We start from the raw sequence: 18,863 nt of genomic DNA, 5'->3' as shown, positions 1-18,863 counted from the left end.
CCCCATGCCTGGCTCCCCTCGTTCGTGGCTTCAGTCACCCCCTATCCATTCGCCCATCTGCGCCGCGCTGGCTTCCGGATATACCCAACCCTCGTAAGGTTCCTGCCCCATCTGTCGCAATGAACGAAGGAGACCCTGAGAGAAGATGCCCTCGCCCGGGCACATTACTGCATTCTTAATACCTAACCCACGTACCGTTTAGCAGCTCGGACGTTGGGATCGGGCAGTCGTCCGATCCTGACGCGACCGGATCCACTCCTCACCGCCCCAAAAGGCGACCGGCCCGCACGCGGCGTCACCCCCTCCGGCCGTTTCTCCTGGATGTCCGGATCCGTGCGACAGCTGTCCTTGTGGTCGCTCTGGGCACGCGGCGAGACTGGGCCGATGACCGACAGTGGGGGCTGTGAGGTGATCCTCGCCGTGGCCGACGGAGTGTTACTGCTCGATGTGGCCGGGCCGATGCAGGTGTTCAACGATGCCGGCGGGTACCGGGTGCGGTTGGCCTCGGTGGACGGACACCCCGTTCGCACCGATGTCGGTGTCTCGCTGAGCGTGGAACTCGCCCTGTCCGATCCTGACCTCGCGGTGGACACGCTGGTCGTGCCGGGCTACCCGAGGAAGACGTTCAGTGCCCTGACGCCCGCGCTGGCCGACGGCGTGCGGCGGCTGGCGCCTCGGGCGCGACGCGTGGTCTCGGTCTGCACGGGTGCGTTCCTGCTCGCCGAGGCCGGCCTCCTCGACGGCCGGCGGGCCACGACGCACTGGGAGGCCTGCGCCGCGCTCGGGGCCCGCTTCCCGGACGTCACGGTCGAGCCGGACGCCATCTACGTGCGGGACGGCCCGATCGTCACCTCCGCGGGCGCCACCGCCGGGATAGACCTCGCGCTCGCCCTCGTCGGCGAGGACCACGGCGAGGACCGGGCCCGCTCGGTGGCCAAGCACCTCGTCGTGTTCCTGCAACGTCCCGGCGGTCAACGCCAGTTCAGCGCCTGGAGCGCCGTCGCCGCCCCCCGCAACGCCACCGTACGCCGGGCGCTCGACCTGGTCGCGGCGGACCCGTCCGGCGACCATCGCGTCATCACGATGGCCGCCCATCTCGCGATCAGCGAGCGCCACCTGACGCGTCTGTTCCGCCGCGAGCTCGGGATGACGCCAGCCCAGTTCGTCGAGCGGCTTCGTGTCGAAGCGGCGCAGGCACGGCTGGAATCCGGCGACGCCGCCATGCCGGAAGTCGCCACAGCGTGTGGATTCGGCTCGACCGAGACGATGCGCAAGGCGTTCCTGCGAGTGCTCGGTGTCGCCCCCTCGGCGTACCGGAACCGCTTCCGGCTCTCCACCCACAGGCCCCTTCCTGATCGTCACGTCAGAGGGGAGTGACCATGTCCTTCCCCATGTCCTTCACCATGTCCTGCCGCGACGTGCTCACGACCGGCCTGGCCGGCACCGCGGCCGCATTAGGCGGCGCGCCGGCGCAGCGCGGCCGGCTGCTCGCGCATGGTCGGTCCCTGCCCGCCGCCGCCCAGGCGGGCCGGCGCGTGAGCGTCGAGCCCGTCGAACTCCGCGCCGTGCTGCGCGTCGTGGTCGCCGCCGTGCTGGGTGTCGTGGCCCGGTCCGTGTTGCCCACCGTGAGCCTCAGCGGCGTGGTCGTGGTGGGCGTGCGGCAGGATCCGGTAGGCCGACGCGGCGTCGCCGGTGCCCAGCAGTCCGGGGCGGGTACCGGTGGCGGCCGAGGCAGGGTCCCGTTCAGGCGGACGATCAGCCGAGGACGAGCGGGAGTTTCGCGGCCAGTTCGCCGACGGCGGCCTTCTCCGCGTCTGTCGGGGCCCGGCGTCCGGTGCCGATCAGCAGCGCGTCCTCGTCGGACAACGAAGGGGGGAACGCCGCCCCGGCGATCTGTTCCAGCATCTCGCGTGAGCGGGCGAGCCCCTCGGCGGGCGGTCCGGCCACGTCCGGGAGGTGTGCGATCAGGTCGAGGTGGTGCAACGTCCATTCCAGGACGTATGCGGAAAGGTAATCGCCCACGGTGAGGACCTGGTCGCGGGTGCCGACCCGGAGGTCCGGGTCGGCGAGTTCGGCGGCACGTCCGGCGGCGGACCCGACGTCGTCGAGGTGGAACTTCAGCAGCCACGGCTCCCCGTACGCCGCCGCCAGCCGGACGATCAGCGCGTCGAGCGGGTCGTCGCCGGTCGGCGGCGTTCCGGCGACCTCCCAGTAGGTCACCGCGTCGCGGGTCGGTTCCGTTTCGGCGGGGGTCACGAGCGTGATCAGGACGTCCTGCGCATCGATGATCAGGTGACACACCAGGTCCCGCACGAGCCAGCCGGCACAGCCGGAGGGCTGTGCGAAGTCCTGGTCCGGGAGTTCGGCGACCGCCGTGCGCAACGCCGTCCACGAGCGTGAGAAGAGATCCACATCGGCACGGTAGTTCGGTGCCGGAAGAGCGGACAAGCGTATGGGGCCGGTCAAGTCGGGTGACACCCGGCGGCGAAGGCGGCCAGGACGCCGGCCTGGAAGCGCGTGCGAGCGCCGAGGCGGGCCATCAGCTCGGCGATGCGCCGCTCCGCCGTGCGGCGGCCGACGCCGAGCTGGCGGGCGATGGCCTCGTCCGTGAGGCCGGACAGCAGCAGGGCGATCAGCCTGCTGTCGTCGCCGGGCCGGTTGCGGGCGGGCGGGGCCAGGCGCAGGGGCAGGGCACGCCGCCACAACCCCTCGAAGAGCGCGATCAGGGCCTCCAGCAGGCCCGACGGGTGGACGACGAGCGCCGTGGCCGCGTCGGCGGGGTCGTGGGCGAGCAGGAGCAGCGCGAGCCGGTCGTCCACGATGTACAGCTTCAGCGGCAGGGCGGGCAGCACCCGGGCCCGCTGGCCGGCCTCGACCATCTCCTCGATCTGCCGCAGCGCGCCGGCACGGGCCACGAAGTCGCGTTCGTAGATCATGCGGCTCGTGACGCCGCGGTCGAGCAGTTCCCGCTGCGCGGCGACGCTGCCGAGGCGGTCGAAGTACGGCGGTTTGGACAGGCTGCGCAGGTGATGCCGGGCCGCGCGCTGGATCTGGGCGTGCCGCTGTTCGACCGCCCGCCGGCCGGTCACGATCTCGACGACGGCCGGCGGGGTACGCTCCCTCGCGCGTTCCTGGAAGGCCTCCTCCAGGCTGCGGGCACGTTCGCGGGCCCGCGTGAGGCCGCGCTCGGCGGCGAGCAGGAGGGCGTCGAGCGCGATCTCCGGCGCTACGGCGGTGTAGCGGGGCGGCGGGCCGGGCGCGGTGCCGAGCAGTCCCTTGTCCTCGAGGGCAGAGAGGAGGCGAACCAGGTCCGTGCCGCGCGTCCAGGCCGCGGCGAGCTGGTCGAGGGTCGCCGGCGACCGGTCGAGCAGCAGCTCGTAGAGCGCCTCTTCGTCGGCGTCGAGCCCGATCACGCCGAGCGTGCCCCCGCCAGCCTCACTCGCGCCGGGCACGTTCTCACCGGGCTCGCTCGCACCGGACACGTTCCCACCGGACACGTTCCCACCGGGCCCGCTCGCACCGGGCCCGCTCGCACCGGGCCCGCTCGCACCGGGCCCGCTCGCACCGGGCCCGCTCGCACCGGGCCCGCTCGCACCGGGCCCGCTCGCACCGGGCACGGCCACATCGGGCACGCTCCCGCCGGATGCGGCGCCGTCCGGGCCTTGTGCGTCGGGGCCGGTCACGGCTCGGCCAGCCAGCCTCGGGCGGCGGCCTGGTAGCCGGCCTGGAAGCGGGTCTGGGCGTCCAGACGGGCCATCATGGCCCGGACGTGGCGGCGTACGGTGCGGTCGCTCCAGCCCAGATGCGCGGCGATCGCCGCGTCCGTCAGCCCGGCGGCGAGCAGCGGCAGCAGATCGCGCCGCGCGTCGGCCGCGCCGGGCGCCGCGGCCAGCCGCCCGCGCCGCACGTGCAGCGGCACCGCCCGCTCCCACTCCGTCTCGAACAGCACCGACAGCGCACCGAGCAGCGCCGGGTCGCGCACCACCAGCGCGGACTCCCCGACGTGCCCGTCGTGGCGCGCCGGCAGGATCGCCTCCGGCCGGTCGCTCAGCACGAGCTTCAGCGGAACGTCTCCGACGCGGGCCTGCTCGCCGGCCGCGACGTAGCCGGCGATGGCGGCGAGCGTGCCCGGCGCCTCCATGGCGCGCCGGTCGTACAGCACCCGGTACTCGACCCCCCACGTCAGCAGCTCCAGCTCGGTGACGTTGCCGTCGGCGGCGTACGGCGGCGCGTCGAAGACGCGGACCTGCCGCCGCGCCCCCCGCTGGAGCAGCTCGAACCGGCGGAGGACGGCGTCCCTGCCGGTCACCACCTCCACCGGCCCGGCGGCGCCCGGCTCGGGCGCGGGCCGGTGGAAGCGCGCCGCGAGCCGGGCGATGCGATGCCGCGCCCCGGCGAGCTCCCGGGTGCGGGCGTGGATGAGCGCGTCCAGCCCCAGCTGCGGGGAGATCGCCGCGTAGCGGGGCGGATCCCCGGGCAGCCGGGTGATCAGCCCGAGGTCCTCCAGCGTGGCGGCGGTGGCGGCCTCGTGGCCCAGCTCGCCGGGGGTCGCCGGGGAGCGCTCCACGAGCGCCTCATAGAGCGCCTCCGCCTCGGGCGGCAGTCCGATGATCTCCAGCACGACCACAGCATGTCCTCTTTCCGCCATGTACGGGAAGAGGACAAGATTTCGTCTTTCGCGACTTTACTGCGATCTGTCATGGTTCCCCGGGGAGTCGATCATCACCGAGGAGGGCCATGATCCGCCGGACGCTCGTCGCGCTGGGCCTGCTCGTCTCCACCCTCGTGGCCGCGCCGGCCCCGTCCCTCGCCGCACCGGCCCCACCCCCGGCCCGGAACGAACCCACGAAAATCACGCTGATCACGGGAGACGTGGTGACGTACGGCACCGCGCCGGACGGCAGCCCCCAGGCCGAGGTCGACCCCGCCCCGCGCCCGGACGGCGCGCCGGTGTTCTTCCTGTCCGTACGCGAACGGGACTCCTACTACGTCTACCCCGCGGACGTGATGAACCTGCTGTCCGCGGGCCGCCTGGACCGGGGCCTGTTCGACGTCGCCTACCTCGCGGCCAACGGATACGCCGACGCCGAGAGCCCGGTCCTGCCCCTGATCGTCCAGCACGCCGCCCGCCGGCGGATCGCCGCGGCCCGCGACCTGGCCAGCATCGACGCCGCGGCGGTGAAGGTGGACAAGAAGAACGCCGCCGCGTTCCTGTCCTCCCTGGGCTCCTCCCTCGACGTCACCAGGGCCGGGAAGACCAGGATCTGGCTCGACCGCAAGGTCCGGGCCGTCCTCGACGAGAGCGTCGCCCAGATCGGCGCCCCGCGCGCGTGGGAGGCCGGGCTGACCGGTGAGGGCGTCAAGGTGGCCGTGCTCGACACCGGCGTCGACGCCGGGCACCCCGACCTGGCCGGCCGGATCGCGGCCACGGCCAACTTCAGCACCGAGACGAGCGCCGAGGACGGGCACGGGCACGGCACGCACGTGGCCTCCATCATCGCCGGGAGCGGCGGCCGGTACACCGGGGTGGCGCCGAAGGCCTCGCTCCTGGTGGGCAAGGTGCTCAACGACCGCGGCGGCGGCCTGGAGTCCGACGTCATCGCCGGCATGCAGTGGGCGGTCTCCCAGCGGGCGCGGGTGGTCAACATGAGCCTCGGCGGCTGCTGTCCCGGCCCGGACAACCCGCTCGACCAGGCCCTGGCCGAACTGTCCGAGCAGTCGGGCACGCTGTTCGTGGTCGCCGCCGGCAACGACGGGGGCTCCCGCACGATCGGCTCGCCCGGCACGTCGCCGGCGGCGCTGACCGTGGGGGCCATGGACGGCTCGGACAAGACGGCCCCGTTCTCCAGCCGGGGCCCCACGGCGATCGCGTACGGCCTCAAGCCGGACGTCTCGGCCCCCGGCGTGGACGTCACCGCCGCCCGCGCGCAGGGCACCTCCATGGGCACGCCCGCCGACGACACCCACACAAGCGCGTCGGGCACGTCGATGGCCGCCCCGCACGTCGCGGGCGCGGCCGCGTTACTCGCCGGACAGCGCCCGGACTGGACGAACGCCCAGCTCAAGGCCACTCTGACGAGCACCGCCCGGCGCACCGGCGCGGGCGCGTACGAGCAGGGCGCCGGCCGCGTCGACGTGGCGCGCGCCACCACCCAGCGGGTACGCGCCGAGGGCGCCCTCGACTTCGGCTTCCTGTCCTCCCCGCAGAACGGCCCGGTCACCCGCATCCTGACCTACACCAACGACGGCGACACTCCCGTCACCCTCACCCTGACCACGGGCGTCTCCGCGCACCGCGGCGGCGCCCCGCCCGAGCGCACGCTCACCGTGGACGAGAACACGGTCACGGTGCCCGCCCGCGGCACCGCGCCGGTGACGGTCACGTTCGACCCGGCCGGCCCGGAGACCTGGTACGAGGGTTTCGTCCACGCCTCGGACGCGACCGGCGAGGTCCAGGTCAGCACCGCGGTCGGGGCGTTCGTCGAGCCGGAGCGGGTCACCGTCCGCACCCGCCTGGTGATGCCGGACGGCGCGAGCAGCCCGACGAGCGTCCCGTGGCTGCTGCTGAGGACCGACGACCGGGACGACCTCGAGTACTCCTACCTCCCCGCCCCCGGCGCCGAGAGCGAGGCCGCCGTCTATCCCGGCACCTACAGCGTGATGTCGGCGGTGGCCTGGCGCGACGCGGACGGCGCGTGGGTGCAGTCGCTGCCGGTCGAGCCGGAGGTCGAGATCACCCGGGACACCACGGTCACCCTCGACCTGCGCAAGGCCCGCAAGGTGTCGGTGCGCACGCCGCGCCCCGCCGAGGCCTACGCCTCGCAGTACGCCTTCCGGCGCACCGCCGCCAGCGGCGTCTACGCCGACGCCCGCTCCGTGTACCCGGAGTACGGCCTCGACCAGTACCGGATGCTGCCCACGCGCAAGGTGCGGCAGGGCTCGTTCGCGCTGGCCGGCCGCTTCCAGCTCGGCGCGCCCGCCATCACCATGACGGCCCGCGGCGGCCCGGAGCTCACGCCCCGCTACGCCGACCTGCAGCCGGCCACCCGCAAGCTCGACGGCCGCAGCCGCCTGACCGTAGTTCCCGCCGGCGCCGACCTCGCCGGGCTCGACGTGCGCGGCAAGCTCGTCCTGCTCGACCTGGCCGACCTGTGCCCGGCCACGACCTGCTCGGGCAACGCCCTGGACCGGGTGAAGGCGGCCGCGCAGGCGGGGGCGACGGCGGTGCTCGGGTACGGGGCCGCCGGGCGGGCCTTCCTCGACCCGGCGGCGAGCTGGCCGGTCTACCCCATCCCGACCATGAGCCTGCCCGCCGAGCAGGGCCGGGCGCTGGCGGACCTGGCCCGGCGGAGCACGGTGACCGTGACGGCCGAGGGCGTCGCGACCACCCCGTACCTGTACTCGCTGATGCTGACCGAACGCGACCGCGTCCCCGCCGACCTCCGCTACTCCCTCAAGGACCGCGACCTGCAGCGGATCGAGGACCGCTTCCACGCCGACCGGCCCGGCCGCGCGACGCTGAGCACGTCGGTGAGCGTCCGCACCCCGTCAGGGTGGTGGGCGGGCACCTGGTCCATGGACCACGAGCGGCCCGCACGCACGACCATGACCGAGTACGTCGGCCCGCCCTCCCCCGACGTCATCTGGACCCGCCAGCACACGACCACCTACGACGAGGGCGCCGACTTCTACAGCAGGAGGGCGCTGACGGCGAGCTCCGTGGACGTGTTCCGCTCCCCCGGCTCACGGACCGACGCGTGGGGGATGCAGCCGCGCGTGCCCGGCAACGTCGTCGTCTCCGAGGCCGCGTACGCCGCGGGCGCCGTGCAGTGCTTCCCGTGCCGGGCCGAGGACCTCTTCCTGGCCACGGTGCCCGTCATGGGGCCGACGCCGAACCACCAGGAGGCGTTCACGTACAACGCGAACTTCCAGAGCGACAAGCACGGCGGCCGGGACGAGCTGCGCCTCCACCGCGACGGTCAGGAGGTGCCGCTGGTCGAGGCCAAGGTCGTGCTCGGGATCTTCGCGGTGACCATGCCGACGTTCACCCTGCCGCGGGAGGAGGCCTCCTACCGGCTGACGGACACGTTCCGCACCCCGCATCCCCTGCAGCAATACGCCAGGGACGTCGAGACGGCGTGGACGTTCCGCTCCGGGCGCCCGGCCGGCGGCCTGACCGGCACGGACCAAGGGCTGTGCGTCGCCTGGTTCGCGCTCGGCAGGGTGGTGCCGTGCGAGCCGGTCAGAAGGCTCAACCTGCGCTACACGCTGCCGCTCGACCTGGACAACCGGGTCAGGGCGGGCGTGCCGCACCGGATCGCCGTCACCGGCTACCACGGCTCCTACGAGCGGCCGGACGCGAAGGTCACCCGGCTCCGGCTGTGGGCGACCTTCGACGACGGCGCCCGCTGGACGCCGGTCCCCGTCTCCCCGTCCGGCCACGCGATCATCACGCCTCCGCGGCTGGAGCGGACGACGGGAGCCGTGGGCCTGCGGGGCCACGCCACGGACGCCGAGGGCAACACGGTCGAGCAGACGGTCCACCGGGCGTACGGGCTGAAGTGATCAGCGGCCGGCGTTCAGTGCGGCGGCGAGGTCGCCGAGCGAGGCGTCCACCTCGTCCAGGGACGGGGTGCGGTTCAGGTGCCCGTGCGGCATGCCGCGCGCCAGGTACGTGCTCACCGGGACGCCGGCCTCGCGGAGCTGGCGTTCGAGCAGCTCGCCGGAGGGGCGCAGGTCGTCGTACTCGGACAGCAGGATGTGCGTGGCGGGCAGCCCGCCGAGCGGGGCGGCGCCGGGCAGCGCGTCGGGCGGCAGGTCGCTGATGCGGCCCACGTAGGCGCGGACCATGCCCTCGATCGCGTCGACGGGGAAGCGCATGAACGGCGGGAGCGCGCGCATCTCGGCGGCCGTGGCGTCGTCGAGCGCGGGGTTGGGGTAGTGCGCGAACGGATAGGCCAGCAGCACCAGGGCGGCCCGGGGGGTTCCGCTGTCCCGGTCGCGTAGTGCCGTCGCGAGGGCGAGCGCCGCGCCCGCGCTGGCCCCGCCGATCGCGGCACGACGGCCGGGCATGGCCTCGGTGGTGAGCCAGCGCCAGGCCGCGTCCACGTCGTCCAGCGGCACGGGGTAGCGCACCCCGTCCTGCGCGAGGCGGTAGTCCACCGAGGCCACGAAGGCGCCGGTCCGCGCCGCCAGCTCGGCGGCGACGACGTGGGCCTCGGGCATCTCCAGGTCGCCGAACACGAAGCCGCCGCCGTGCGCCCACAGCAGGGCGGTCGTCGCGGGGGCGCCGGGCGTCCGGTAGGTGCGGACGGGGACCGGGCCGTGCGGCCCGTCGATCCGCAGGTTCTCGACCATCAGGTCCGGCGGCATGACCCACTCGGCCGGGTCACGGAGGTATTCGGTCATCCGCTGCCCGGCCGCGGGGTCCGAGGCGAGGTCGTCGCGGGACAGGCCCTGGATGAGGTGCAGCTTCTGCGCGAGGAAGGGGTGGAGCGGCATGGCCCCTCTTCTATCAGTGCGGGGAATCAGGCATGCGGGGGGGATTGAGTGGCGGGCTCGACGCGGCGAGCGCGCCCGACGACTCCCCCCCGCAACCGGGACGAGCGCGAGGCCCATCCGATACAGATGCACGATGATCCGGGCGGCGTTGTGGGGTCAGCGCGTCAGCGCGGCGCCCAGCCGGCGGATCACCTCGGCCTCGCCGGGGTCGACGTCGTCGCCGGATGGCGCGTGCTCGGTGATGGCTGCCCCGATGATGTCGTCCACCTGGGAGATGAGGTCGACCAGCCGCTGCGGCTGCACGCCGTTCGGCTCCGGGTAGCAGGTCGCGCCGAAGGCGGTGGGCTCCAGGACGTCGAGGTCGATGTGCACGTACACGGGGCCGCGCAGACCGTCGAGCGCGCGTTCCAGGTCGTCGACGCCGTACCTGCGCAGGCCGGTCTTCGCGAGGTACTCGTGCTCGGACGCGTCACCCGCCCGCTCTCCGGCGATGATCACTTGCTGTGGTGCCAGCGGCGGCTCCGGCGTGAGTCCGGCCGGCCCGTCTCCGAGCAGGGCGCGCACCACCATCCCGTGGAAGGCGCCCGACGGCAGCGTCTGCGGGCTGTAGACGTCCGGGTGGGCGTCGATCCACAGAACCGTCAAAGCCTCTCCATAGCGGGCGTGGGCGGCGTCGATCGGCGGGATATCGACCGCGCAATCGCCGCCAATGGTGATCACCCGTTCTCCGATGCCGGCCAGCATTGTCCGCGTCAGCCGCTGGTTCTCCACCAGCACGTCGTAGGCGCGGATCCCGGCGACCTTTTCCCCGCCGGTCTCAAGCACCGGCACGGTCACCACCGCGTCGGCGGGAATGAGCTCAGTGGCGCGGTGGGCACCGGCCATCAGTCGCGGCGCCTTGCTCGACGCCGATCCTTGCCATTGTGGTACGCAGAGCACAGTCGTCATGCGGTGACGATATGAGATGCCAGACGTGAAGGTCGCGGAGGAAGCGCGCAGGAAGGACGTCACGAGGGTGATCGAGGCCCACGTCAGGTGGGCTTCGGAGTGCTGAGGGAGCCTCTCGTAGTCGATCCAGTCACCGAGCGAGGAGAAGCAGGCGCTGTCAGACCTCGCAGCCATGACTCAGACGTTCCCGCGCCGCTTCGGCAGAGGTGGATTTAGCCGTTCCAGCGCAGGCACCACCTTGACACGATATCGCTCACTTGCGTACGTTTTCCGTAATTACGGAAAAACGGAAGGTGCTACGTGGAAGAGCGTCTGGCCGCGCTGGAGCGGCGCATGGACCAGCTGGAGGAGCAGCACGCCAAGACCTCCGCCCGCGGCTCAAGGCTGCCGGCGTCGTCGACTCTGGAGCTGGTCCGCCACTTCTGGGAGCGAGCCACGGCGGGCGGTACGGCCGGGACGGTGGCGTACGGCGGGGCCGCGTTCGTCGGCGGCCACGAGTACCTGTGGGCCGGCGAGCACCAGGTCCACGACCTGATGGCGGCCGATTGGACGGCCGCGGCCACGGCGCTGGAGTCGATGGGGAGCCCGCCCCGGCTGGCGCTGCTCGCGGCACTCGTCGGCGGGCCGCGCAGCAGGGCCGAACTGCAGGAGGCGCTCGGTGGCGAGACCTCGACCGGCCACCTCTACCACCACCTGCGCGAGCTGCAGCGGGCGGGGTTGATCACGCAGCGGCGGCGCGGCACGTACGAGGTCGTGGCTCGCGCCGTCATCCCCCTCCTCGCCGTCCTGGCCGCCGCCCTGGATCTCGGCCCGTCATCCCCCGACCTCGGCCCGGGATCACCTGGCGAACCCGGAACGGAGCAGGGCTGATGGCGTCGCGACACCGGGCAGCCGGCCTGTCGGCGGCGCGGCACCGGGCGGCACGGCGGGAGTGGCGGTCCGGGGACATCGGGGAAGCCGCACGTCTGGCGGCCGAGTCCGGCGACGAGCGGCTGCTCGTCCTGGCCGACCTGACACGAGGCCGGTTCGAGCAGGGGCTGGCCCGCTACGCGTCCCTCTCCGGCGGCCTCCGCCTGCGCGGGCTGGACGAGCCCGTGGCGCACGCCTGGCTGCACCTCGACCGGCCGGACCTGGCATGCGGGCACTTACGCCGCCGCCTCCGCCGCGTCCCGCCCGACCTGAGGCTGCGGCGCGACCACCCGATGACGGTGAAGATCGCCGCCCCCGTCAGGCTCCCGTTCGCCGACCACCCGCTGGCCGCGTACCTGCCTGCCGTCGAGGGCACACTGAACGGCCACGAGACGCTGCTCCACCTGGACACCGGAGGCTCGTTCCTGGTCATGGGCACCGAACGGGCGGCGGCGATGGGTGTCGCGTCCGCGCCCATCGGCCGCCGCTTCCACGGCGCCGCGCTCGTCGAGGCCCGCGCCGGGATCGCCCGCGAGCTGGACCTCGGCGGCGTGGCCATGACCAACGTGCCCGTGGACGTCCTCCCTACGCTGACCGGCCCCCAGAACCTCGTGATCATGGGGACCTCGCTGCTCCGGCGCTTCCTGCCCACCATCGACACCCCCGCCGAGCATCTGCTCCTGGCCCCGCGCGGGCACCGAGCCCCGCAGGACGGGACCGTGATGCCCTTCTGCCTGTGGGCCGACCACTTCATGTTCGCCCGGGGCGGCTACGGTCCCCGCCGCGACCTCACGTTCTTCATCGACTCGGGCCTGGTCCACCTGCTGGAGGACGAGGAGAGCGGCGTGATCCGGCAGGCGGCCGCGCTGGCGACCCGGGCCCAGTACCGCTCGTGGGGCATCCCGGACGGCGAGCTCGCCGGCACCCATCTCAAGGCGGCCCACCCGCTGCGGCTGGGCCCTCTGGAGCAGCCGGGGCATCTCCTGTCCATCGTGCCGGGCAGGAGGGCGCCGTGGTCGGGGTTCGGTGGGATCCGGGTGGACGGGCTGCTCTCGCAGGCGTTCCTCGGCAGGTACGCCTGGACGCTGGACTTCGACCGGTACGAGTACACGTTCCGGCGCGGCTAGCGAGCGGCCGTCCGCACCCCTTACCCACTCGAACGCTTTTTCGACTATGCTCTACGGCCATGTCGCACCCTCTGCCCCTCAGCCTGGAGTCCGCCCGGCGGCTGGCCGTGCGTTGCCAGCATCTGGCCGGTCCTCGTCCGGGAGCCGACCTCGACGGACTGCGCCAGGTGCTGGGGGCGCTGCGGTGCCTGCAGCTCGACCCGGTGAGCGCGGTCGCCCGCAGCCATCTGCTGGTGCTCTGGAGCAGGGTCGGCGCCTACGATCCCGCCGACCTCGACGTGCTGTTGTGGCGGGAGCGGTGGCTGTTCGAATACTGGGCGCACGCCGCGTCGATCGTGCTGGCCGAGGACTACCCGATTCACCAGGTCATGATGCGCGTCTACCCATCGGGCGAGTCCGGCTACGCGCGGCAGGTCCGCGGCTGGCTGGCGGCCAACGACGCGTTACGGCAGCACGTGCTCGACCGGCTGCGGGAGAAGGGCCCGCTGCCGGTCGGCGGGTTCGACGACGTCGCGGCCGTCCCGTGGCGGTCGAGCGGCTGGACCAACGGCCGCAACGTCGAGCGGATGCTGGACTTCCTGTGGTTCCAGGGCCAGGTCATGGTGGCCGGGCGGGAGGGGCGCACCCGGCTGTGGGACCTGACCGAGCGCCGGCTGCCCGAGTGGGCCGAGAGCGAGCCGCTGTCACAGGAGGAGGCCGTCGCCCGGGCCGCCGAGCTCGCTCTGCGCGCGCTCGGCGTGGCGCGCGCCGCCGACATCGAGCGGCATTTCATCCGCGACCGCTACCCCGGGCTCGCCGAAGCGCTGAGCGGGCTGGAGGCCGCGGGCCGGGTCGTGCCCGCCGAGGTCGAGGGCGGCGGCGAGCGTTGGTTCGTCCACCGCGACGTGCTCGGCCTGCTGGAGCGCGGCTGGGAGCCGCGCACCACGCTGCTGTCGCCCTTCGACAACCTCATCTGCGACCGGGAGCGGACCGAGCGCCTGTGGGGGTTCGCGTTCCGGACGGAGATGTACGTCCCGAAGGCCAAGCGGCGGTACGGGCACTACATCATGCCGATCCTGCACGGCGAGCGGCTGGTCGGCAGGCTCGTGCCACGGCTCGACCGGCGCCGCAAGGTGCTGGAGATCGAGGGATTGTTCCCCGAGCCGGGAGCGGCGGCGGACGAGGCGACCACCGAGGCCGTCGGCCGGGCGATCGCCGACCTGGCCGCGTTCGCCGGTGCACGCGAGGTCGTCTACGGCGAGAAGGTCCCGGAGCCGTGGCGGGCGGCCCAGTCCCCCGGGCCGGTGAGCGCTCCGGCCCCAGGGGTCCGGCCTTCCCGGCCCTGAGCGACCCGTCCCAGGGGCCCGAGCCTCCCGCCCGTGACGCCTTCAGCGTCGCAGGGGCCGGCCTCCCTCTGAGCACGCGTCCGTCGAGGGGCGGTTCCGGCGTGCCGCTGCCGCTGCTCGACGACGAGGAGGCGGTGCGGTCGTGGCGAGGGCTCGGGCACGCTCCTCACCGGCTCAGTTGCCCTGCTTGTGGGTGGCCCAATACTCGTCGGCGGCGGCCTGGATGCCGGCGAGGACCTTCTCATAGGTGTCCGGCTTGGCGACGAAGCCGCCCAAGCCGTCGAGCGCCGCCGTGAGCACAGGTGGCGGCGTGGCCTCGAAATACCGGTTGACCAGGCGATACTCCCCGCTGCCCGCGGCCTTGCCGACCTCCGCGATGGCCTGGTCGGCGATGGCCACCTTGGGGTTGGCCGAGACGTCGCCCCTCGCGGTGGCCCACTTCTCCTGCGCGGCGGCCCCCACCCACCACTTGAGGTACTTCATGCTGGCCTCAGGGTCGGGCGCCTTGGCCAGCGAGCAGAGCGGCCCGCTCTCGAAGATCATCGAGGTCTTGGGCAGTGCGGAGTTGACGTTGGGGATCACGAAGAAGCCGTAGTCGGTGCCGGCCTTCATGTCGCGCTGGGTCATGCTCGTGTTGAACCACGTGCCGAACGACACCATCGCCGCCTTGCCGGTCTTGAGCATGTCGGCCGGGTCGGTCTTGTCGCCGGGGTTGTTGAAGTACCCGGCGTCGATCATCGACTTCCAGCGCTTCATCACCTCGACCACGCCGGGGTCGGTGTATTTGGCCTGGCCGGTCGACAACCGGTCGTACAGGTCGGGGTCGGTGCCGGCGAGGAGCTGCTCGAACCAGACGAAGGAGAACAGCACCGAGGTGTGGTAGAACGCGGTCACGCCGTTCTTCTTGAGCGTGTCCGCGATGCCGATCAGCTCGTCCCACGTCTTCGGCGGCTTCAGCTTGTGCTCGTCGAAGATCTTCTTGTTGTAGAACATCCCCCAGTAGGCCGCGTTGAGCGGGACGCAGTACTGCTTGCCGCCGACCGTGTAGTAGGGCGCCAGGTCGGCCGACAGGTCGCCGTTCTTGATCGCTTCCTGCCAGATCGCGGTGGTCTCGGCCACCTGCTTCTGGGCGACGATCTCTTCCAGCCGGCCGCCCGTCGTCCAGGTGAACAGGTCGGGTTTCACGTTCGTGCGGAAGGACGCCTTGATGAAGGCCTGGTACGTCGGCTCGTCGGTGTAGCCGACCGACTTCACCGACAGGCCGATCTGCTGCTTGGACAGGACGCCCATCTCGTCGAAGTACTTGCTCCAGGCGCCTTTGTCGTTGTAGAGCTTCAGCTCCGTCTTGCCGGGCTGACTGCCGGCGGTGTCACCGGCGGAGGAGCAGCCGGCGAGGGCGAGGGCGGTGACGGCGGCGATGAGCAGTGGACGCGACCGGATCATGCCCGGCCTCCTGTTCACAGTGGTCAGGGGTGCGAGGTGAATGTGATCTAATCACTTGATGTCTGGAGTGTCCATAGCCACCGGGACCACGGCCCGCCGCGTCGCCTCCCGGTAGTCGCGGGGCGCCATGCCGTACTTCCGCTGGAACAACCGCCCGAAATATGACTGACCTGAGAAGCCGCAGCGCTGGGCGATCCTGCCGATGTCCTCGGTCGTCGTGGTCAGCAGCAGGGCGGCGTGCTCCAGCCGGCGTCTGACGACGAACGCGACCGGCGTGCAACCGTAGTGCCGTCGCATGGAGCGGGCCAGGTGCCCGGAGCTCACGGCGGCCAGCTCCAGCAGCCTGGGCAGGCCCTCGCGCAGGTTCTCCTCGCGGCTCATCGCGACGCAGGCCGACACCAGCCAGCCGGGCCGCCGGTCCACGGCCGTGCCGTCGGCGCGCTCCAGCGCCGGCACGACCGCCGTCCAGAGCCTGACCAGGTCGAGCACGCGCGGAACGCCGGAATAGGCGCCGAGCACACGGGCGAACTCGGCCGCGACCGGCCCGTCCAGAGCGGCGTGCGCCGTCAGCGGCAGGTCGCGCCGGTCCCAGTCCGCCGTGCCCGCGAGCCCGGCGAGGTCGGCGAAGGCGTGCCAGCGTTCGCTCGGGAAGGCGATGTTGACGAAGCGCATGCTCCCGGCGAACTCGTGCCGGTCGTGCGGCCGCACCAGCACCATGTCACCGGCGCGCAGGGGCATCTCGGCCTCGCCCACCCCCCACCCGCCTCCCCAGACCACTTGCGTGCCCGCCCCCACGGTCACGAAGACGAGCTCGTGGAAGTCGGCGTGGGTGTGCGGCTCGGGCCGGTCGCGGCGGCTGCCGGTCACCGGTACGAGGGCCGCGTGGTACGGCAGCCCGGCCGCGAATTCGACCCACCGCAGAACCGTCGGCATGTCAGGAAATTAATAGTTATGGAGCGGCGAGTACTAGTAACTCGGGCCACCAAGACCGAAGAATCCGGATCGACGCCCTCCACCGAAAAGGAGCACTTGGTGATCACGGAAGTCGACCGGACCCTCCAGGACTACGACCGCGACGGCTACACGATCTTCCGGAACGTCCTCGACCGCGACCTGATCGCCGAGGCGAGCGACCACGTCGCCTGGCTCCAGGCCAAGCACCCGGACCGGCTCGGCGAGGACCTGGCCACGGAGCTGGTCGCCGGGGACCCCTTCTGGGTGCGGCTGGTCAGCGACCACCGGTTGCTGGACATCGCCGAGCTGTTCGTCGGCCCGGACATCGCGCTCTTCGCCTCGCACTACATCAGCAAGCCGCCCTTCTCCGGCATGCCGGTCCTGTGGCACCAGGACGGCGCGTACTGGCCGCTGGAGCCGATGCGGGTCGTCACGCTGTGGCTGGCGGTGGACGAGTCCACGCCGGAGAACGGCTGCGTGCGGGTGATCCCCGGCTCGCACAAGGAGGACCTGCACGAGCTGCGGCAGCGCGACGACATCGACAACGTGCTCGGCTCGGAGAGCGCGGTGACCGTGGACGAGTCGCAGGCGGTGGACCTGGTGCTGTCGCCCGGCGACGTGGAGGTGCACCACCCGAACATCCTGCACGCCTCCAACGCCAACACCTCGCCGCGCCGCCGCTGCGGGCTGACCATCAGGTACATCCCGACCTCGACCCGGATCACCAGCGAGCAGCAACCGTTCGTCTCGGCGCTGCTGCTGCGCGGGGACCCGGGCGTGAACGTCTACCAGCCCTTCCCGAGGTATGTGGCGGGCGAGCACATGCCGTTCGCCGGCGCGGAGAAATGGGCCTGAGAACTCCTCGGGAAGAACGATGCCGGCGTCCACGAGCGACCGGTGGGCCTGCGATCGCCGAGCACGACGATCTGCGCCGCGGTGACTGGCCACAGCTCTGGCGGGTAGACGCATGGTCACATACCGGCAGTTCAAAGGAGGGTCTCATGGACAGCCCTCGCACCTACGCCGGCGGGAGCCCCGTACAGCTGGCGGCCTTCGTCGTCGGCGCCCTGTTCGTCTTCGTCGGCGTGCTCGGCTTCATCCCCGGCGTCACCACGCACTACCCGGAGATGGGCTTCGCCGGCCACGAGTCCGGCGCGCTGCTGCTGAACGTGTTCCAGGTGTCGATCCTGCACAACCTCGTCCACCTGCTGTTCGGCATCGCCGGCATCCTTCTGTCCAGGACGTGGTCCGCCGCCCGCGCCTTCCTCGCCGGCGGCGGCGCCATCTACCTGGCGCTGGGGATCTACGGCATGGTCGTCGGCCAGGACACGCCGGCCAACTTCGTGCCGGTCAACACCGCCGACAACTGGCTGCACGTGGTCCTGGGCGTCGGCATGATCGCCCTCGCCTTCCTCCCGGCCCGCCACCGCGCGTCAGCGACCCGCTGACCAGCGCGTCCCGGGAGGCAAGCGCTCGAACCCGTCGAAATACACAGAAGGGAACGGCCCATCGGCCTCGCCGCGTACTGGATGGGACACCACCCAGGCACAGCGAGGAGCGCACAGCATGATCCATCCATCCGTGGCGGCGCCGTGGTTCGAGACCCTCGGCGACATCGAGTCCGCCGCCCTGGAGGCGCTGTCCCCCGACGTCCGGGACTATCTGGAGGGCGGCGCGGGCGCGGAGTGGACGTTGCGCAGGAACCGGGAGGCGTTCACCGAGTGGGGATTCGCCCCGCGGCTCATGAGCGGCCTGCGGAAGCCCGGGCTGCGGACCACGTTCATGGGGGTGCCGCTGCGCATGCCGATCCTGACGGGGCCGTTCGGCGTGGACGCGCTCTTCCACCCGGAAGGCCAGAAGGCCGTCGCCCGCGCCGCCGCCCGGGCCGGCGTCTCGGGCATCGCGCCCGAAGCGGGCTCCCACTCCTTCGCCGAGGTGCGGAACGCGTCCCCGGCCGGGATGTCCTTCGCCCAGGTGCACCCCGCCGGCGCGGCGGACGGCTTTCTCCGCCGCCTGGAGCATCTCGAGGAGGCGGGCTTCCGCGCGCTCGTGGTCACCTGCGACACGCCGACGGCCGGCTGGCGGGAGAGGAACCGCCGCAACCGCTACACGCCCCCGCACGCCGTCGTCGCCGGCAACTTCGCCGAGGGAGAGGGCACGGGCGACGCGTTCGCCGATCTCTTCGGCGGCGACGGACCTGCCTGGCGCTGGGACGAGCTCGGCCGGCTCATGGCCCGCACGACGCTGCCGTGGATGGCCAAGGGCATCACGACCGTGCGCGACGCCGAGGCCGCGATCGAGGCGGGCGCGAGCGCGATCGGCGTGTCGAACCACGGCGGCCGCCAGCTCGACGGCCTGCCCGCGGCCCTGGACGTGCTGCCCGAGATCGCCGCCGCGGTGGCGGGCCGCGCGCAGCTCGCCTTCGACAGCGGCGTGCGCCGGGGCTCCGACGTGGTCAAGGCGCTGGCACTCGGCGCGGACGTCGTCGTGCTCGGCCGGGCCGCCGTCTACGGGCTGGTCGCGGGCGGCGAGGACGGCGTGATCCGGGTGCTCGACCTGCTGCGCGAGGAAATGGACAACGTCCTGACGCTGCTCGGCGTCACCGGCCTGACCGGCCTTGATCAGGGGTTCCTGCGCCGCCTCTGACGTGGCGTGC

15 protein-coding genes are annotated in these 18,863 nt (G+C 72.5%); 8 read left to right on the top strand and 7 right to left on the bottom strand.

Features of this window, described 5'->3' with window-relative positions; translation table 11 throughout:
- Positions 1–384 precede the first annotated feature (384 nt).
- Positions 385–1,377, top strand: a complete 993-nt coding sequence (locus ID574_RS45550) for a GlxA family transcriptional regulator (RefSeq protein WP_188195294.1) — start codon at positions 385–387, stop codon at positions 1,375–1,377.
- Positions 1,378–1,755: 378 nt separating this feature from the next.
- Here the strand turns inward: ID574_RS45550 and ID574_RS45545 are convergent, their stop codons facing one another.
- The 3 genes from ID574_RS45545 to ID574_RS45535 all read right to left on the bottom strand — a co-directional run bounded on the left by ID574_RS45545 (position 1,756) and on the right by ID574_RS45535 (position 4,621).
- Positions 1,756–2,412 (bottom strand): maleylpyruvate isomerase N-terminal domain-containing protein, encoded by a 657-nt coding sequence (locus ID574_RS45545; RefSeq protein WP_188195293.1) that lies wholly within the window; start codon positions 2,410–2,412, stop codon positions 1,756–1,758.
- 50 nt (positions 2,413–2,462) lie between these two features.
- Positions 2,463–3,497: a helix-turn-helix transcriptional regulator gene (locus ID574_RS45540; RefSeq protein WP_223167748.1), complete on the bottom strand. Its 1,035-nt coding sequence runs from the start codon at positions 3,495–3,497 to the stop codon at positions 2,463–2,465.
- Between the two features lie 182 nt (positions 3,498–3,679).
- Positions 3,680–4,621 (bottom strand): helix-turn-helix transcriptional regulator, encoded by a 942-nt coding sequence (locus tag ID574_RS45535; RefSeq protein ID WP_188195291.1) that lies wholly within the window; start codon positions 4,619–4,621, stop codon positions 3,680–3,682.
- 116 nt (positions 4,622–4,737) lie between these two features.
- Here ID574_RS45535 and ID574_RS45530 point away from each other — a divergent pair, with 116 nt between their 5' ends.
- Complete coding sequence (locus ID574_RS45530) at positions 4,738–8,565, top strand: S8 family serine peptidase (RefSeq protein WP_188195290.1); 3,828 nt, start codon at positions 4,738–4,740, stop codon at positions 8,563–8,565.
- Here the strand turns inward: ID574_RS45530 and ID574_RS45525 are convergent, their stop codons facing one another.
- Positions 8,566–9,501, bottom strand: a complete 936-nt coding sequence (locus ID574_RS45525) for an alpha/beta hydrolase fold domain-containing protein (RefSeq protein ID WP_188195289.1) — start codon at positions 9,499–9,501, stop codon at positions 8,566–8,568. It lies immediately after the preceding gene.
- Between the two features lie 156 nt (positions 9,502–9,657).
- Positions 9,658–10,449, bottom strand: a complete 792-nt coding sequence (locus ID574_RS45520; protein ID WP_223167747.1) for an arginase family protein — start codon at positions 10,447–10,449, stop codon at positions 9,658–9,660.
- 300 nt (positions 10,450–10,749) lie between these two features.
- Between ID574_RS45520 and ID574_RS45515 the strand changes: the two genes are divergently transcribed.
- Genes ID574_RS45515 through ID574_RS45505 form a run of 3 tightly spaced genes read left to right on the top strand, consistent with a single transcriptional unit; the run spans position 10,750 to position 13,810 of the window.
- On the top strand, positions 10,750–11,319 hold the full coding sequence (locus ID574_RS45515) for an ArsR/SmtB family transcription factor (protein WP_188195288.1): 570 nt from the start codon (positions 10,750–10,752) through the stop codon (positions 11,317–11,319).
- Complete coding sequence (locus ID574_RS45510) at positions 11,319–12,485, top strand: retropepsin-like aspartic protease (RefSeq protein WP_188195287.1); 1,167 nt, start codon at positions 11,319–11,321, stop codon at positions 12,483–12,485. The genes ID574_RS45515 and ID574_RS45510 overlap by 1 nt, the downstream gene beginning before the upstream one ends.
- A 59-nt stretch (positions 12,486–12,544) precedes the next feature.
- Positions 12,545–13,810 (top strand): winged helix-turn-helix domain-containing protein, encoded by a 1,266-nt coding sequence (locus ID574_RS45505; RefSeq protein ID WP_188195286.1) that lies wholly within the window; start codon positions 12,545–12,547, stop codon positions 13,808–13,810.
- A gap of 174 nt (positions 13,811–13,984) precedes the next feature.
- On the opposite strand, the gene ID574_RS45500 is transcribed toward ID574_RS45505, so the two are convergent.
- Both ID574_RS45500 and ID574_RS45495 read right to left on the bottom strand, forming a co-directional pair.
- Positions 13,985–15,253: an ABC transporter substrate-binding protein gene (locus ID574_RS45500; protein ID WP_188195285.1), complete on the bottom strand. Its 1,269-nt coding sequence runs from the start codon at positions 15,251–15,253 to the stop codon at positions 13,985–13,987.
- A 51-nt stretch (positions 15,254–15,304) separates the two neighbouring features.
- Positions 15,305–16,186 (bottom strand): helix-turn-helix transcriptional regulator, encoded by an 882-nt coding sequence (locus ID574_RS45495; RefSeq protein WP_188195284.1) that lies wholly within the window; start codon positions 16,184–16,186, stop codon positions 15,305–15,307.
- 99 nt (positions 16,187–16,285) lie between these two features.
- Here ID574_RS45495 and ID574_RS45490 point away from each other — a divergent pair, with 99 nt between their 5' ends.
- The 3 genes from ID574_RS45490 (at position 16,286) to ID574_RS45480 (ending at position 18,853) form a co-directional block, all read left to right on the top strand.
- Positions 16,286–17,062 (top strand): phytanoyl-CoA dioxygenase family protein, encoded by a 777-nt coding sequence (locus tag ID574_RS45490; protein ID WP_223167746.1) that lies wholly within the window; start codon positions 16,286–16,288, stop codon positions 17,060–17,062.
- Between the two features lie 146 nt (positions 17,063–17,208).
- Entirely contained in the window at positions 17,209–17,655 is a 447-nt protein-coding gene (locus ID574_RS45485) for a DUF4383 domain-containing protein (protein WP_188195282.1), read from the top strand.
- Positions 17,656–17,773: 118 nt separating this feature from the next.
- The gene (locus ID574_RS45480; protein WP_188195281.1) at positions 17,774–18,853 is read left to right on the top strand and encodes an alpha-hydroxy acid oxidase; all 1,080 of its coding nucleotides are present in this window, start codon (positions 17,774–17,776) and stop codon (positions 18,851–18,853) included.
- The last annotated feature ends 10 nt before the right edge of the window (positions 18,854–18,863 follow it).

Origin of the sequence: Nonomuraea sp. SYSU D8015 (genome assembly GCF_008065375.1) — a bacterium.
GTDB lineage: Bacteria > Actinomycetota > Actinomycetes > Streptosporangiales > Streptosporangiaceae > Nonomuraea.
This window is presented reverse-complemented; position numbering and strand designations above follow the sequence as displayed.

Excerpts from the sequence above, each read along its gene's own strand:
- ID574_RS45530 (WP_188195290.1), top strand. The coding sequence starts at position 4,738 with ATGATCCGCCGGACGCTCGTCGCGCTGGGCCTGCTCGTCTCCACCCTC.
- ID574_RS45505 (WP_188195286.1), top strand. The coding sequence starts at position 12,545 with ATGTCGCACCCTCTGCCCCTCAGCCTGGAGTCCGCCCGGCGGCTGGCC.
- ID574_RS45510 (WP_188195287.1), top strand. The coding sequence starts at position 11,319 with ATGGCGTCGCGACACCGGGCAGCCGGCCTGTCGGCGGCGCGGCACCGG.
- ID574_RS45520 (WP_223167747.1), bottom strand. The coding sequence starts at position 10,449 with ATGACGACTGTGCTCTGCGTACCACAATGGCAAGGATCGGCGTCGAGC.
- ID574_RS45525 (WP_188195289.1), bottom strand. The coding sequence starts at position 9,501 with ATGCCGCTCCACCCCTTCCTCGCGCAGAAGCTGCACCTCATCCAGGGC.
- ID574_RS45500 (WP_188195285.1), bottom strand. The coding sequence starts at position 15,253 with ATGATCCGGTCGCGTCCACTGCTCATCGCCGCCGTCACCGCCCTCGCC.
- ID574_RS45480 (WP_188195281.1), top strand. The coding sequence starts at position 17,774 with ATGATCCATCCATCCGTGGCGGCGCCGTGGTTCGAGACCCTCGGCGAC.
- ID574_RS45550 (WP_188195294.1), top strand. The coding sequence starts at position 385 with ATGACCGACAGTGGGGGCTGTGAGGTGATCCTCGCCGTGGCCGACGGA.
- ID574_RS45495 (WP_188195284.1), bottom strand. The coding sequence starts at position 16,186 with ATGCCGACGGTTCTGCGGTGGGTCGAATTCGCGGCCGGGCTGCCGTAC.
- ID574_RS45485 (WP_188195282.1), top strand. The coding sequence starts at position 17,209 with ATGGACAGCCCTCGCACCTACGCCGGCGGGAGCCCCGTACAGCTGGCG.